The organism is Citrobacter sp. 172116965, assembly GCF_013458095.1.
Lineage (GTDB): Bacteria > Pseudomonadota > Gammaproteobacteria > Enterobacterales > Enterobacteriaceae > Citrobacter > Citrobacter braakii.
This window is the reverse complement of the sequence record NZ_CP046673.1, coordinates 4,482,383-4,497,574: the sequence shown is the minus strand read 5'-3', so window position 1 is coordinate 4,497,574 and position 15,192 is coordinate 4,482,383. Positions and strand designations below refer to the sequence as shown.

The 15,192-nt window shown below is 54.7% G+C and carries 14 protein-coding genes and 2 pseudogenes; 8 read left to right on the top strand and 8 right to left on the bottom strand.

Annotation, left to right across the window (positions count from 1 at the left end; genetic code table 11):
* Positions 1-179: 179 nt before the first annotated feature.
* From GPJ68_RS21850 to dfrA12, 6 genes and pseudogenes are all read right to left on the bottom strand, one after another.
* Entirely contained in the window at positions 180-1,721 is a 1,542-nt protein-coding gene (locus GPJ68_RS21850) for an IS91-like element ISCR1 family transposase (protein WP_000050481.1), read from the bottom strand.
* 404 nt (positions 1,722-2,125) lie between these two features.
* Positions 2,126-2,965, bottom strand: coding sequence for a sulfonamide-resistant dihydropteroate synthase Sul1 (gene sul1 / locus GPJ68_RS21845; RefSeq protein ID WP_000259031.1), 840 nt, complete (start codon positions 2,963-2,965; stop codon positions 2,126-2,128).
* Positions 2,959-3,306 (bottom strand): quaternary ammonium compound efflux SMR transporter QacE delta 1, encoded by a 348-nt coding sequence (locus GPJ68_RS21840; RefSeq protein WP_000679427.1) that lies wholly within the window; start codon positions 3,304-3,306, stop codon positions 2,959-2,961. Before GPJ68_RS21840 ends, sul1 begins: the two co-directional genes overlap by 7 nt.
* Before the next feature lie 116 nt (positions 3,307-3,422).
* A pseudogene (locus tag GPJ68_RS21835) lies at positions 3,423-4,261 on the bottom strand (AadA family aminoglycoside 3''-O-nucleotidyltransferase).
* Between the two features lie 5 nt (positions 4,262-4,266).
* Positions 4,267-4,557, bottom strand: coding sequence for a DUF1010 domain-containing protein (locus tag GPJ68_RS21830; protein WP_001336345.1), 291 nt, complete (start codon positions 4,555-4,557; stop codon positions 4,267-4,269).
* A gap of 111 nt (positions 4,558-4,668) precedes the next feature.
* Positions 4,669-5,166, bottom strand: coding sequence for a trimethoprim-resistant dihydrofolate reductase DfrA12 (gene dfrA12, locus GPJ68_RS21825; RefSeq protein ID WP_001083725.1), 498 nt, complete (start codon positions 5,164-5,166; stop codon positions 4,669-4,671).
* A gap of 144 nt (positions 5,167-5,310) precedes the next feature.
* On the opposite strand from dfrA12, the gene intI1 reads away from it, so the two are divergent.
* Positions 5,311-6,324, top strand: a complete 1,014-nt coding sequence (intI1, locus tag GPJ68_RS21820) for a class 1 integron integrase IntI1 (protein WP_000845039.1) — start codon at positions 5,311-5,313, stop codon at positions 6,322-6,324.
* Positions 6,325-6,598: 274 nt separating this feature from the next.
* On the opposite strand, the gene GPJ68_RS21815 is transcribed toward intI1, so the two are convergent.
* Entirely contained in the window at positions 6,599-7,303 is a 705-nt protein-coding gene (locus GPJ68_RS21815) for an IS6-like element IS26 family transposase (RefSeq protein WP_001067855.1), read from the bottom strand.
* A 232-nt stretch (positions 7,304-7,535) separates the two neighbouring features.
* Here GPJ68_RS21815 and aac(3)-IId point away from each other — a divergent pair, with 232 nt between their 5' ends.
* Both aac(3)-IId and GPJ68_RS21805 read left to right on the top strand, forming a co-directional pair.
* Positions 7,536-8,396, top strand: coding sequence for an aminoglycoside N-acetyltransferase AAC(3)-IId (aac(3)-IId, locus tag GPJ68_RS21810; RefSeq protein ID WP_000557454.1), 861 nt, complete (start codon positions 7,536-7,538; stop codon positions 8,394-8,396).
* A gap of 12 nt (positions 8,397-8,408) precedes the next feature.
* Positions 8,409-8,951 (top strand): AAA family ATPase, encoded by a 543-nt coding sequence (locus tag GPJ68_RS21805; RefSeq protein WP_000587837.1) that lies wholly within the window; start codon positions 8,409-8,411, stop codon positions 8,949-8,951.
* 481 nt (positions 8,952-9,432) lie between these two features.
* On the opposite strand, the gene GPJ68_RS21800 is transcribed toward GPJ68_RS21805, so the two are convergent.
* Positions 9,433-9,624, bottom strand: a complete 192-nt coding sequence (locus tag GPJ68_RS21800; RefSeq protein WP_000951934.1) for a hypothetical protein — start codon at positions 9,622-9,624, stop codon at positions 9,433-9,435.
* A gap of 23 nt (positions 9,625-9,647) precedes the next feature.
* Between GPJ68_RS21800 and GPJ68_RS21795 the strand changes: the two genes are divergently transcribed.
* The 5 genes and pseudogenes from GPJ68_RS21795 to GPJ68_RS21775 form a co-directional block, all read left to right on the top strand.
* Complete coding sequence (locus GPJ68_RS21795; protein ID WP_000248278.1) at positions 9,648-9,875, top strand: hypothetical protein; 228 nt, start codon at positions 9,648-9,650, stop codon at positions 9,873-9,875.
* A 50-nt stretch (positions 9,876-9,925) separates the two neighbouring features.
* Positions 9,926-11,062, top strand: a complete 1,137-nt coding sequence (locus tag GPJ68_RS21790) for a DUF3883 domain-containing protein (protein WP_000080861.1) — start codon at positions 9,926-9,928, stop codon at positions 11,060-11,062.
* A 114-nt stretch (positions 11,063-11,176) separates the two neighbouring features.
* Positions 11,177-12,547: an IS1182-like element ISCfr1 family transposase gene (locus GPJ68_RS21785; RefSeq protein WP_000971921.1), complete on the top strand. Its 1,371-nt coding sequence runs from the start codon at positions 11,177-11,179 to the stop codon at positions 12,545-12,547.
* An 820-nt stretch (positions 12,548-13,367) separates the two neighbouring features.
* Entirely contained in the window at positions 13,368-14,228 is an 861-nt protein-coding gene (locus tag GPJ68_RS21780; protein ID WP_000027057.1) for a broad-spectrum class A beta-lactamase TEM-1, read from the top strand.
* 140 nt (positions 14,229-14,368) lie between these two features.
* A pseudogene (locus tag GPJ68_RS21775) lies at positions 14,369-15,187 on the top strand (hypothetical protein); the annotation flags it as partial.
* Positions 15,188-15,192 lie beyond the last annotated feature (5 nt).

The following is a 15,192-nucleotide window of genomic DNA, read 5'->3' as shown; positions in this document are numbered from 1 at the left end:
GAAATTCCCTCACTCGTTTACCGCTCAAGCCCCAATTTTAACTGCCGGTCCAGCCTAAACCGCTCTAATAAGGTTCGATTTGGCGGTAAAATCTCTAGCCTGATAGCTCGAGAGATACAAACTGCCCCACCGCCCCGTTTAAAAGTTGGCAGTGTTGAGCAGTGTTGGATTTGGGGTCGTCAGTCAAAGAGACGACTCTGTGATGGATCGAACAGGCTGGGAGTCAGTGGCGGCGCTCGTTCTGGTGGCAGCTCACGCTGCTTGGCGGCATTCGCCTTGGCTGTTTTCTGTTTCAGATGCTTGAGAATCTGCTCAATGACCTTCGGATCTTCGATGCTGGCAATCACTTTGACGTGACCGCCGCAGTGTTCGCAGACTTCAATATCAATATTGAAGACTCGCTTGAGGCGTTGCATCCAGGTCATGGCGCGGTGGCGCTCTGCAGGACTCTTGTCACGCCAGTTAGTATCGAGACCTTCCGATTTGTCGGGCTTCTTGCCCCGCTTGGCGGGTGTTACTTGAACTCGGTGTTTGCTGTTCGGTGCAAAGACGCCGTGGAAGCGTGTGAGGTTGACTCGCGGCTTAGGTACCAACGCAGCGAGTTTGGCGATGAAGTCCAGCGGCTCGAAGATCACATGGGTGGTGCCATTGCGGTACGGAGTTTTGAGCTCGTAACGCACCTGCCCATTGGCGGTTAATGCCAGACGTTTTTCTGAAACCGCTGGCCGACTAATGTAGCGACACAAGCGCTCAAGCTTATCCCGCTGATGCGCTTCGGCCATCACACCGGCGTGTAGCGAGAAACCAGCATGGTTGGCTACTCGACTGCTTGAGTCGGCTTTATCCTCACGCCCTGGCAAGGTTTGCAGGGTGAAGACTTTGCGCCCTTGCTGGGGGCCGACGGCAATGCGATACGTAACCGAAGCACCATGTAATTGAGTCAGCGTATCGTCTTCGCCCTCTTCCAGTGTCAACCACGTATTCTCGGCATCACGCTCCAAAATCCCACGCTTTTCCATGCAGCGAGCGATGCGATGGCTGAGGGTGTGAGCGAGCGTATTCAGCTCATCGTAAGTGGGTGCCTTGACACGATGGAAGCGTTGCTTGCCATAGTCATCTTCGGCATAGACACCATCGAGAAACAGCATGTGGTAGTGGACATTGAGATTTAGCGCGGAGCCAAAGCGTTGGATAAGAGTCACTGAGCCAGTTTGTGCAGAGGCTTTGGTGTAACCGGCTTTTTTGATCAGATGAGTTGAGAGTGTACGATAGACGATACTCAAGACCTGGCCCATCAGCTGGGGATGGCGAGCCAGCAAAAAGCGTAGCTGGAAAGGAAAGCTGAGCACCCACTGGCGAATGGGCTCCTTGGGGAAGACTTCGTCTATCAGCAGCGCCGCACTCTCGGCCATCCGGCGGGCACCGCAGCTAGGGCAAAAGCCGCGTCGTTTACAGCTGAAGGCGACCAGACGCTCGTGATGACAATCCTCGCAGCGAACCCGCATGAAACCATACTCCAGACGGCCACATTGGAGGAGGTCGTTGAATTCTTGTTGGATGTAGCGAGGCAGGTGTTGACCTTGGGCTTCGAGTGAGGCTTTGAAGGCTGGGTAGTGCTGCTCAACCAGCTGGTAGAGCAGCGTCTGGTCGGGTTGGTGGCGTTCGTAACCGTTTGTTTGAGTGGGCGATTGACTCGCCGTGGCGTTCCTTGCCAGCGACATGGGTATCCTCCGCTGATACTGTGGTTATGTACAGTATCAGCGGCTTGCGTTCAGACGTCCAGTCTGGCCCTAGACATCGCTAAATGCTTAACCCGCAATAGCCCTCACGAGTTGTTATCAGCCACTACCGGTTGAGCGAGAAGGTTTTGGGTTCAGGGTGCTATTGCTCCACCAATCACAATACTGAAGCCCCAACTGTTATCAGTTGGGGCTTTTTCTTGTCTGTTTGCGGCGGTTGCGTTTTATCGGTAGTCGTCGAGCTCTGCACCATCCCACATAAGAGCTTAACGGTGCGATCTTCAACGCCATCACACAAAACTTTCTTTTTCACGCACAGTCAACTTATTGGATGTTTTATTAACAACCCAAAAGGAGATATTTAGCGGGCGGCCGGAAGGTGAATGCTAGGCATGATCTAACCCTCGGTCTCTGGCGTCGCGACTGCGAAATTTCGCGAGGGTTTCCGAGAAGGTGATTGCGCTTCGCAGATCTCCAGGCGCGTGGGTGCGGACGTAGTCAGCGCCATTGCCGATCGCGTGAAGTTCCGCCGCAAGGCTCGCTGGACCCAGATCCTTTACAGGAAGGCCAACGGTGGCGCCCAAGAAGGATTTCCGCGACACCGAGACCAATAGCGGAAGCCCCAACGCCGACTTCAGCTTTTGAAGGTTCGACAGCACGTGCAGCGATGTTTCCGGTGCGGGGCTCAAGAAAAATCCCATCCCCGGATCGAGGATGAGCCGGTCGGCAGCGACCCCGCTCCGTCGCAAGGCGGAAACCCGCGCCTCGAAGAACCGCACAATCTCGTCGAGCGCGTCTTCGGGTCGAAGGTGACCGGTGCGGGTGGCGATGCCATCCCGCTGCGCTGAGTGCATAACCACCAGCCTGCAGTCCGCCTCAGCAATATCGGGATAGAGCGCAGGGTCAGGAAATCCTTGGATATCGTTCAGGTAGCCCACGCCGCGCTTGAGCGCATAGCGCTGGGTTTCCGGTTGGAAGCTGTCGATTGAAACACGGTGCATCTGATCGGACAGGGCGTCTAAGAGCGGCGCAATACGTCTGATCTCATCGGCCGGCGATACAGGCCTCGCGTCCGGATGGCTGGCGGCCGGTCCGACATCCACGACGTCTGATCCGACTCGCAGCATTTCGATCGCCGCGGTGACAGCGCCGGCGGGGTCTAGCCGCCGGCTCTCATCGAAGAAGGAGTCCTCGGTGAGATTCAGAATGCCGAACACCGTCACCATGGCGTCGGCCTCCGCAGCGACTTCCACGATGGGGATCGGGCGAGCAAAAAGGCAGCAATTATGAGCCCCATACCTACAAAGCCCCACGCATCAAGCTTTTGCCCATGAAGCAACCAGGCAATGGCTGTAATTATGACGACGCCGAGTCCCGACCAGACTGCATAAGCAACACCGACAGGGATGGATTTCAGAACCAGAGAAAGAAAATAAAATGCGATGCCATAACCGATTATGACAACGGCGGAAGGGGCAAGCTTAGTAAAGCCCTCGCTAGATTTTAATGCGGATGTTGCGATTACTTCGCCAACTATTGCGATAACAAGAAAAAGCCAGCCTTTCATGATATATCTCCCAATTTGTGTAGGGCTTATTATGCACGCTTAAAAATAATAAAAGCAGACTTGACCTGATAGTTTGGCTGTGAGCAATTATGTGCTTAGTGCATCTAACGCCGGAGTTAAGCCGCCGCGCGTAGCGCGGTCGGCTTGAACGAATTGTTAGACATCATTTACCAACTGACTTGATGATCTCGCCTTTCACAAAGCGAATAAATTCTTCCAAGTGATCTGCGCGTGAGGCCAAGTGATCTTCTTTTTGTCCCAGATAAGCTTGCTTAGCTTCAAGTAAGACGGGCTGATACTGGGCAGGTAGGCGTTTTATTGCCCAGTCGGCAGCGACATCCTTCGGCGCGATTTTGCCGGTTATTGCGCTGTACCAAATGCGGGACAACGTAAGCACTACATTTCGCTCATCGCCGGCCCAGTCGGGCTGCGAGTTCCATAGCTTCAAGGTTTCCCTCAGCGCCTCGAATAGATCCTGTTCAGGAACCGGGTCAAAGAATTCCTCCGCTGCCGGACCTACCAAGGCAACGCTATGTTCTCTTGCTTTTGTAAGCAGGATAGCTAGATCAATGTCGATCATGGCTGGCTCGAAGATACCCGCAAGAATGTCATTGCGCTGCCATTCTCCAAATTGCAGCTCGCGCTTAGCCGGATAACGCCACGGGATGATGTCGTCATGCACGACAAGGGTGACTTCTATAGCGCGGAGCGTCTCGCTCTCGCCAGGGAAAGCCGAAGCCTCCATAAGATCATTGAGCAATGCTCGCCGCGTCGTTTCATCAAGCTTTACGGCCACAGTAACCAACAAATCAATATCGCTGTATGGCTTCAGGCCGCCATCCACTGCGGAGCCGTACAAATGCACGGCCAGCAACGTTGATTCCAGATGGCGCTCAATGACGCTTAGCACCTCTGATAGTTGGTTCGAAATTTCGATGGTCACCGCTTCCCTCATGATGTCTAACGGGCGAGGTAAGCCGACCGCAGAATGCGGGTCGGCTTGACCGAAATGTTAGAACCAGAAGCCAAAACGGATAACTTGAATTTGGCGACGGGCGCTAACCGTGAAAAAACGCTGCGCCACCGAGGCGGCACAGCACTGCAAAAACGATAGCTGCTTGCGCTTGCTACGCAAGGGCTAGAGGCCAAAAAGACTGAAAACCTGCGCAGCCCATGCAGGCGAAGCCCGGAAAAAAGGCAAAACAGGCACTGAATAACGCCTGAAAAGCTAAATGCCGTTTGAATAAACATGAGCTAAATAAAGCTGGGTTTCAGTGGTGCTAACGTTGGACGTAACGAGAGCCGGAGCGCAGCGGAGGGAACCAAAATGCGCAGCATTTTGGCGTCCCGTTGACGGAATGGTTAGCCGTTTCGACGCGCATAAACGGAGTGGGTGTACGGAATTACAGCTTGAATGGTTTCGGTTGAGACAAGCTCGAATTCTGTTTCGTTGAGCATTGGGAAGAAGGCGTCACCCTCGAAGGTTTGATGTACCTCAGATAGAAACACGCCGTGGGCGTGAGGTAGTGCCAGAGTGTATATCTCAGCTCCGCCCGCGACGTAGAGTTCATTGCCGAGTTCGGATGCCAAAGCGATAGCGTGCGACAGCGTTGAAACAACTACGCAGCCAGTGGCGCGGTAGTTAGCTTGGCGTGAGATTACCAATGTGTGACGGTTCGGTAGAGGCTTGCCGATAGACTCAAAGGTCTTTCGCCCCATGACAACGACTTTTCCCTCAGTGAGTCTGCGAAAAATCTTCTGCTCACCCGGAATTTTCCAGGGGATATTAGGACCATTGCCAATAACCCGATTGGCTCCCATCGCAGCAACGAGATAAATGCGTACTGATTCCGAGTTCATATGGCTAACTTTGTTTTAGGGCGACTGCCCTGCTGCGTAACATCGTTGCTGCTCCATAACATCAAACATCGACCCACGGCGTAACGCGCTTGCTGCTTGGATGCCCGAGGCATAGACTGTACAAAAAAACAGTCATAACAAGCCATGAAAACCGCCACTGCGCCGTTACCACCGCTGCGTTCGGTCAAGGTTCTGGACCAGTTGCGTGAGCGCATACGCTACTTGCATTACAGCTTACCAACCGAACAGGCTTATGTCCACTGGGTTCGTGCCTTCATCCGTTTCCACGGTGTGCGTCACCCGGCAACCTTGGGCAGCAGCGAAGTCGAGGCATTTCTGTCCTGGCTGGCGAACGAGCGCAAGGTTTCGGTCTCCACGCATCGTCAGGCATTGGCGGCCTTGCTGTTCTTCTACGGCAAGGTGCTGTGCACGGATCTGCCCTGGCTTCAGGAGATCGGAAGACCTCGGCCGTCGCGGCGCTTGCCGGTGGTGCTGACCCCGGATGAAGTGGTTCGCATCCTCGGTTTTCTGGAAGGCGAGCATCGTTTGTTCGCCCAGCTTCTGTATGGAACGGGCATGCGGATCAGTGAGGGTTTGCAACTGCGGGTCAAGGATCTGGATTTCGATCACGGCACGATCATCGTGCGGGAGGGCAAGGGCTCCAAGGATCGGGCCTTGATGTTACCCGAGAGCTTGGCACCCAGCCTGCGCGAGCAGCTGTCGCGTGCACGGGCATGGTGGCTGAAGGACCAGGCCGAGGGCCGCAGCGGCGTTGCGCTTCCCGACGCCCTTGAGCGGAAGTATCCGCGCGCCGGGCATTCCTGGCCGTGGTTCTGGGTTTTTGCGCAGCACACGCATTCGACCGATCCACGGAGCGGTGTCGTGCGTCGCCATCACATGTATGACCAGACCTTTCAGCGCGCCTTCAAACGTGCCGTAGAACAAGCAGGCATCACGAAGCCCGCCACACCGCACACCCTCCGCCACTCGTTCGCGACGGCCTTGCTCCGCAGCGGTTACGACATTCGAACCGTGCAGGATCTGCTCGGCCATTCCGACGTCTCTACGACGATGATTTACACGCATGTGCTGAAAGTTGGCGGTGCCGGAGTGCGCTCACCGCTTGATGCGCTGCCGCCCCTCACTAGTGAGAGGTAGGGCAGCGCAAGTCAATCCTGGCGGATTCACTACCCCTGCGCGAAGGCCATCGGTGCCGCATCGAACGGCCGGTTGCGGAAAGTCCTCCCTGCGTCCGCTGATGGCCGGCAGCAGCCCGTCGTTGCCTGATGGATCCAACCCCTCCGCTGCTATAGTGCAGTCGGCTTCTGACGTTCAGTGCAGCCGTCTTCTGAAAACGACAATGGAGGTGGTAGCCGAGGGGGCACTGTTGCAAAGTTAGCGATGAGGCAGCCTTTTGTCTTATTCAAAGGCCTTACATTTCAAAAACTCTGCTTACCAGGCGCATTTCGCCCAGGGGATCACCATAATAAAATGCTGAGGCCTGGCCTTTGCGTAGTGCACGCATCACCTCAATACCTTTGATGGTGGCGTAAGCCGTCTTCATGGATTTAAATCCCAGCGTGGCGCCGATTATCCGTTTCAGTTTGCCATGATCGCATTCAATCACGTTGTTCCGGTACTTAATCTGTCGGTGTTCAACGTCAGACGGGCACCGGCCTTCGCGTTTGAGCAGAGCAAGCGCGCGACCATAGGCGGGCGCTTTATCCGTGTTGATGAATCGCGGGATCTGCCACTTCTTCACGTTGTTGAGGATTTTACCCAGAAACCGGTATGCAGCTTTGCTGTTACGACGGGAGGAGAGATAAAAATCGACAGTGCGGCCCCGGCTGTCGACGGCCCGGTACAGATACGCCCAGCGGCCATTGACCTTCACGTAGGTTTCATCCATGTGCCACGGGCAAAGATCGGAAGGGTTACGCCAGTACCAGCGCAGCCGTTTTTCCATTTCAGGCGCATAACGCTGAACCCAGCGGTAAATCGTGGAGTGATCGACATTCACTCCGCGTTCAGCCAGCATCTCCTGCAGCTCACGGTAACTGATGCCGTATTTGCAGTACCAGCGTACGGCCCACAGAATGATGTCACGCTGAAAATGCCGGCCTTTGAATGGGTTCATGTGCAGCTCCATCAGCAAAAGGGGATGATAAGTTTATCACCACCGACTATTTGCAACAGTGCCGTTTACTCATATATACTTTAGATTGATTTAAAACTTCATTTTTAATTTAAAAGGATCTAGGTGAAGATCCTTTTTGATAATCTCATGACCAAAATCCCTTAACGTGAGTTTTCGTTCCACTGAGCGTCAGACCCCGTATAGTGTTTTGCAGTTTAGAGGAGATATCGCGATGCATACGCGGAAGGCAATAACGGAGGCGCTTCAAAAACTCGGAGTCCAAACCGGTGACCTCTTGATGGTGCATGCCTCACTTAAAGCGATTGGTCCGGTCGAAGGAGGAGCGGAGACGGTCGTTGCCGCGTTACGCTCCGCGGTTGGGCCGACTGGCACTGTGATGGGATACGCGTCGTGGGACCGATCACCCTACGAGGAGACTCTGAATGGCGCTCGGCTGGATGACGAAGCCCGCCGTACCTGGCTGCCGTTCGATCCCGCAACAGCCGGGACTTACCGTGGGTTCGGCCTGCTGAATCAATTTCTGGTTCAAGCCCCCGGCGCGCGGCGCAGCGCGCACCCCGATGCATCGATGGTCGCGGTTGGTCCGCTGGCTGAAACGCTGACGGAGCCTCACGAACTCGGTCACGCCTTGGGGGAAGGATCGCCCGTCGAGCGGTTCGTTCGCCTTGGCGGGAAGGCCCTGCTGTTGGGTGCGCCGCTAAACTCCGTTACCGCATTGCACTACGCCGAGGCGGTTGCCGATATCCCCAACAAACGGTGGGTGACGTATGAGATGCCGATGCTTGGAAGAGACGGTGAAGTCGCCTGGAAAACGGCATCGGATTACGATTCAAACGGCATTCTCGATTGCTTTGCTATCGAAGGAAAGCCGGATGCGGTTGAAACTATAGCAAATGCTTACGTGAAGCTCGGTCGCCATCGAGAAGGTGTCGTGGGCTTTGCTCAGTGCTACCTGTTCGACGCGCAGGACATCGTGACGTTCGGCGTCACCTATCTTGAGAAGCATTTCGGAACCACTCCGATCGTGCCTCCGCACGAGGCCGTCGAGCGCTCTTGCGAGCCTTCAGGTTAGAGGCCGTCGACAATGATAATCTGGATCAACGGACCTTTCGGCGCCGGAAAGACGACGCTCGCTAAGCGGCTGCGCGATCGGCGTTCCAAATCGCTGATCTTTGACCCCGAGGAAATCGGGTTCGTGGTGAAAGAAACGGTCCCCATGCCAGCGAGCGGAGACTATCAGGATCTCCCCTTGTGGAGGGGACTTACGATCGCGGCGGTCAGGGAGATTCGAAGGAATTACTCGCAGGACATCATCATCCCAATGACGCTCGTGCACCCGGACTATCTGACTGAGATACTCGACGGGGTAAGGCGGATCGACGATCAGCTGCTGCACATCTTTCTGACGCTCAACGAGGACCTATTGCGTCACCGGATCGCGAACCAGACCATGCATCCTGACCCGAATCGAAATGCGGAGATTCGAGAGTGGCGATTAGCGAATGTCGCCCGATGCTTGGCCGCAAGGGAACGGCTTCCATGCACAACCCGTGTTCTCGATAGTGGTGCACACACCAGCGATGAACTCGCAGCGATGGTGCTCGACGGAATCGATGGGCGCACCTGATCGCCTTCGACGCCTGCGCAAAGCGTAGCGCGAGGGTGGCGGGCTCACGACCAAACGCCCAGAGGTCGATCATCGCAGGGATGTTTGGCTTTGTGGTGCGGACGACGGGACTCGAACCCGTACTCTCACAGAGAAGCAGATTTTCGTACCACCTCGACTTTCGCCGCCGTCTGATGACGTTCGTGGTCTGGACTGTCCCTTCGCCATTGCCCGAAGGCTTTAGGCGCCGCCCGTCCAGTCTCTACACCTTCCCCCGAAGGGGCTTGGCTCGGGATTGGCTTAGGGTATTGCCCGTTAGCGTTCCCCGACTTTGAGCGGTTCTACTCCGCGGATTTCCCCGCGGGCACTCCAATTTTAAAGTCTGCTGCGTCTACCGATTTCGCCACGTCCGCCTTTTTTCGCCGTTCCTAGCGCTCGTGCGATGCACCTATGTTGCACCTAGCGCCGAATCGTTCTTCGTCATCCTGAAAAACCACGTCTCCTAAAGCCTTGCATAGCTTATCTTTTCTCCACCACGAACTTTTTTGTGGGATGGTAGAAAAAAAGACTTTTTAAGTCCGCTGGCTTGCCAGGCCTTGTTAGCTTGTACGGTCATGGTTATCGGGTAAAGAATATTGACGGCATCGCTGGTGTCGGTGGCTGAAAAGCCGGCTCCCATCAGGGCAATAGCCATTTCAGATGCAGGCGTACAGGGCAATGGTCAACAGCTACAGCCTGTCTGACGATTCCGGCGTCATGGCTGCGGCGGCTATCACGCATTTTTTGTTCGGTCAGGCGGTGTTTTCGTACCTCAATGGTTGGAGCGTGTTGATCGGACCTGGTACAGGTTTGGACAGCACGGGCTGCAAATACGCAAGGGATTTAATGGGCCTGGTGGCGTTCACGGCTTTTATCGTGACGTTTCTGTTCAGGGGCTACTCATAATCTCGTGGCTCGGCGGTTCCCGGCACACCATGACAGTAAGGAAGGACCCTGTGTCTCAACTCTCCCAGCTTCGAAGCCCCGCCGCCGTGCAGGCTGCCATCGATGAGTTCGTGCAACTGGGCCGCACGAAATTCCTGGCGCGCCACGGCTACGGCAAGTCCCGCGACTTCCTGGTACGTGATCCGAAGACCGGCACCGATTGCGATTCCAAGGCCATCGCCGGTGTGGCCTTCGGCAAGCAATTTCCCGAGCAGGGCCCGCTCACTGCTGACAGCTTCTCCGGTGGCGAGACGACCGTCGTTCCGGCGCTGACGCGGCTCGGGTTTCGCATCATTCGCATCGGCGAAGACTGGTCCGAAGAAGAGGTCCTGGCCACGGTCGAAGACTATTTCGACATGCTGCGTGCCGAGGCGGCTGGGGAGCCGTACCACAAGTCCGAGCACAACCAGGCACTGCGCCAACTGCTGAACGGTCGCAGCAAGTCTTCAGTCGAGCTCAAGCACCAGAACATTAGCGCCGTACTCGATGCCCTGGGCCTGCCCTATATCAACGGCTACAAGCCACGCGGCAACAGCCAACTGCTGCTGCGTAAATCCGTACACGCCTACGTTCTGGAACATCAGCAGACGGTCGGCGCTCTTGTCGATGCCCTGGAGGAGGTAAAACTTCCGGGTGACAAAACCTACCGAGCGGCTTTGGTAGAACCACCCGCCCGTGAAGTGCTTGTGCGTACCCCGGCATCTCTACGGCAACGCCTACCGCGAAAGTTCGATTATGCCGCTCGCGATGAAGCCAACCGCAAGCTGGGCCGGGCAGGGGAGCAGTGGGTGATTGGCTACGAACAGCAACGCCTGACCGAGCTCGGCCACCCAGAGCTTTTTCAGCGGCTGGATTGGGTGTCCGACACCCAGGGAGACGGTGCGGGGTTCGACATCCTGTCGTTCGAAGAGGACGCCCATGAGCGCTTCATCGAGGTGAAAACCACCAATGGCGGGGTAGGCTCGTCTTTCTTGGTCAGCCACAACGAACTCGAATTCTCCAAGGAGGCGGGCGATCAATTCCATCTGTATCGCGTGTTCCAGTTTCGGGACGGTCCGCGCCTGTTCACGCTACCCGGCGACCTCAGCCAACATGTGCATCTCAAGCCGACGGACTACCGGGCGAGTTTCCGGAGTTTGGTGGGGTAAAGGCAGGGTTCTGTTGAGCCGAATGGCTGTGTGCGGCCGATTCTGTTGAAAAAGTAGCGGCCTCCCCATGCCGTTGGCAAAATTGCTTTGTCAGCGAGCGTGGGGGCGAACAGCATGATGGGACAGTTACCGGGAGGACAGCAGCGCCTGTTCTACTCGTTCAATCTGGAAGATCACGTCCCGGCCCAACATCTCCTGCGCAGCATCGACCAGTGCTTGGATCTCAGTGATCTACGTGCCTACCTGGCAGATTTCTATAGCCCCATCGGGCGTCCCTCGATTGACCCGGAGTTGATGGTGCGCATGCTGGTCGTCGGCTACTGCTATGGCATTCGTTCCGAGCGGCGATTGTGCGAAGAGGTGCACCTGAACCTGGCCTATCGCTGGTTCTGCCGGTTGGGTCTGGAAGACGAAGTCCCCAATCACTCGACCTTCTCGAAGAATCGCCATGGGCGTTTTCGTGACAGCGATCTATTCCGCTGGTTATTCAATGAGGTGCTGCGGCGCTGCATGGCAGCCGGCCTAGTCAAGGGTGAAGGTTTCGCCGTCGACGCCAGCATCATTAAGGCGGATGCCAGCCGGCAACGTGGGGTGGCGGGAGATGAGGTCGATTGGAACGATCCAAAGCTCAGCAGCCGCGCAGTGCGCGAGTACCTCGAAGCCCTTGATGAAGAGGCGCTGGCTGAGGCTCTTCCCAAGAAAATTTCGCTCACTGATCCTCAGTCCCGTTGGACAGCAGCGCCAGGTGGCCCGGCCTTTTTTGCCTACTCCACGAATTACCTGATCGACACTGAGCACGGTGTGATCATGGACGTGGAAGCTACCCCGGCGCACCGTACCGCCGAAGTCGATTCGACTAGGACGATGGTCGAGCGTGTCGAGGCGCAGTTCGATCTCACACCGGAACGCCTTATCGGCGATACCGCTTATGGCACCGCCCCGATGCTGGCCTGGATGGTCGAAGAAAAGGACATCGAACCGCATGTGCCGGTGTGGGACAAGACCGAGCGCAAGGACGACAGCCTCTCCAGTAACGACTTTCACTGGAGTCAGGACGCCAATGAATATCGCTGCCCAGCCGGCAAACCGCTACGCAGTGAATGGCGCGCCTTCACCCAGCAAAGGTCGCGGGTAACTAAGGCCAAAACCGTCATTTACCGCTCCAGCCAAACCGACTGCGCCACCTGCCCGTTGAAAGCGAAATGCTGCCCCAACACGCCGAATCGGAAGATCGTCCGCAGCATCCATGAGGCTGCCCGCGACGTGGCTCGACGCATCGCCAAGACACCGGAGTACCTCGTCTCTCGCTGCGAACGAAAGAAGGTGGAGATGCTTTTCGCCCACCTCAAACGGATCATGAAACTCGACCGTTTACGACTGCGTGGCCTAACGGGTGCCACTGACGAATTCACCTTGGCTGCGATGGTGCAGAACCTGCGCCGCATGGCCAAGCTTTTGCCTCAAGGGCCACCGCTGACGGGATAGGTATGCCTGCTACGAGCAGAAACCCTCAAATTAACCCTTAAACCTGAGCAAGGACGCTCAGTGAAACGCCGGAAGGCAACTTGAAGTGGCTTGCAGCCACTTCGACAGCAGGCACACCTGATCGGCAGGCTGCCGCTAAAGCTACTTTTTCAACAGAATCGGCCGATTTGTGCCGGTCGTCAAGGACCGCTTCGGATCACTCTCAACCGGATCGCGGGCCAGCTGATTTGCTAAAACCCGCGCCAAACTCAACGAAGGATTTCGCATGATCCGTTTTTTTTGGCGATCACGCTCGGCCTGATGGTTGGCTGCTCGTCGAGTTCAAGTTCGATCTGATCAGTGAGCGGTAGCGCAAGTGGATCGCCTCAGCCAAGCAGCGTTGTTGCCGGCGGCCGGAAGAAAGCCTTGAACTAGTAGCGGAAAGGATGAAACTTTATTTTTACGATTCTCAGCATTTTCCAAGGTTGAGCGAAAATTAGGATGATACTTTAATGATTCCGGCCTCCATCCCCACAAAACGCTTGCAGATGGCAGAATTGAAATAAGTCATTGTTTTAAATGGATTTTTGCAGGAATTGCTACGTTGCAGGGTCCTGTAGTTAGGATGACACTTTATTTTCCTCCCACAGGCCTCGTGATACGCCTATTTTTATAGGTTAATGTCATGATAATAATGGTTTCTTAGACGTCAGGTGGCACTTTTCGGGGAAATGTGCGCGGAACCCCTATTTGTTTATTTTTCTAAATACATTCAAATATGTATCCGCTCATGAGACAATAACCCTGGTAAATGCTTCAATAATATTGAAAAAGGAAGAGTATGAGTATTCAACATTTTCGTGTCGCCCTTATTCCCTTTTTTGCGGCATTTTGCCTTCCTGTTTTTGCTCACCCAGAAACGCTGGTGAAAGTAAAAGATGCTGAAGATCAGTTGGGTGCACGAGTGGGTTACATCGAACTGGATCTCAACAGCGGTAAGATCCTTGAGAGTTTTCGCCCCGAAGAACGTTTTCCAATGATGAGCACTTTTAAAGTTCTGCTATGTGGTGCGGTATTATCCCGTGTTGACGCCGGGCAAGAGCAACTCGGTCGCCGCATACACTATTCTCAGAATGACTTGGTTGAGTACTCACCAGTCACAGAAAAGCATCTTACGGATGGCATGACAGTAAGAGAATTATGCAGTGCTGCCATAACCATGAGTGATAACACTGCTGCCAACTTACTTCTGACAACGATCGGAGGACCGAAGGAGCTAACCGCTTTTTTGCACAACATGGGGGATCATGTAACTCGCCTTGATCGTTGGGAACCGGAGCTGAATGAAGCCATACCAAACGACGAGCGTGACACCACGATGCCTGCAGCAATGGCAACAACGTTGCGCAAACTATTAACTGGCGAACTACTTACTCTAGCTTCCCGGCAACAATTAATAGACTGGATGGAGGCGGATAAAGTTGCAGGACCACTTCTGCGCTCGGCCCTTCCGGCTGGCTGGTTTATTGCTGATAAATCTGGAGCCGGTGAGCGTGGGTCTCGCGGTATCATTGCAGCACTGGGGCCAGATGGTAAGCCCTCCCGTATCGTAGTTATCTACACGACGGGGAGTCAGGCAACTATGGATGAACGAAATAGACAGATCGCTGAGATAGGTGCCTCACTGATTAAGCATTGGTAACTGTCAGACCAAGTTTACTCATATATACTTTAGATTGATTTAAAACTTCATTTTTAATTTAAAAGGATCTAGGTGAAGATCCTTTTTGATAATCTCATGACCAAAATCCCTTAACGTGAGTTTTCGTTCCACTGAGCGTCAGACCCCAAAAACTGCTTTTTAAAATCTCCACCGGTATGGTACTGACCAAGCTGCTGGTGGTGGCGGCGCTTGGCGTGTCGATGGTTGGGATGTGGCATTTATATAACGTAGGTTCACTGCCGCCGATGGCGCTGCTGATCAAAAACGCGATTATCACGCTGCCGTTTACCCTGACATCGATTCTGTTTATTCAGACTTTAAGCCCGATGGTTATCTCCTATCGTTCTCGCAATAAATCCATTGAAGTGGCACGCCATAAAGCCCTGCGAGCCATGAATATTGCGTTCGGTATTCTGTTTGTGACCGTCTTTTTCTACGCCGTTTCCTTCACGCTGGCGATGGGCCATGACGAAGCGGTTAAAGCTTATGAGCAGAACATTTCCGCTCTGGCGATTGCCGCGCAGTTTATCAGCGGCGCGGGTGCTGGCTGGGTGAAAATCGTTAGCGTTATTCTGAACATCTTTGCCGTAATGACCGCTTTCTTCGGCGTTTACTTAGGGTTCCGTGAAGCCACTCAAGGGATCGTGATGAACGTGCTGCGCCGCAAAATGCCAGCCGAGAAAATCAATGAGACCCTGGTTCAGCGCGGCATTATGGTTTTCGCTATCCTGCTGGCGTGGGGAGCCATTGTGCTCAATGCGCCGGTACTGAGCTTCACTTCTATTTGTAGCCCTATCTTCGGCATGGTGGGATGTCTGATCCCGGCCTGGTTGGTCTACAAAGTTCCTGCACTGCACAAATACAAAGGCGCTTCCCTGTATCTGATTATTGTCACGGGCCTGCTGCTGTGCGTTTCTCCGTTCCTGGCATTTTCCTGAGATAT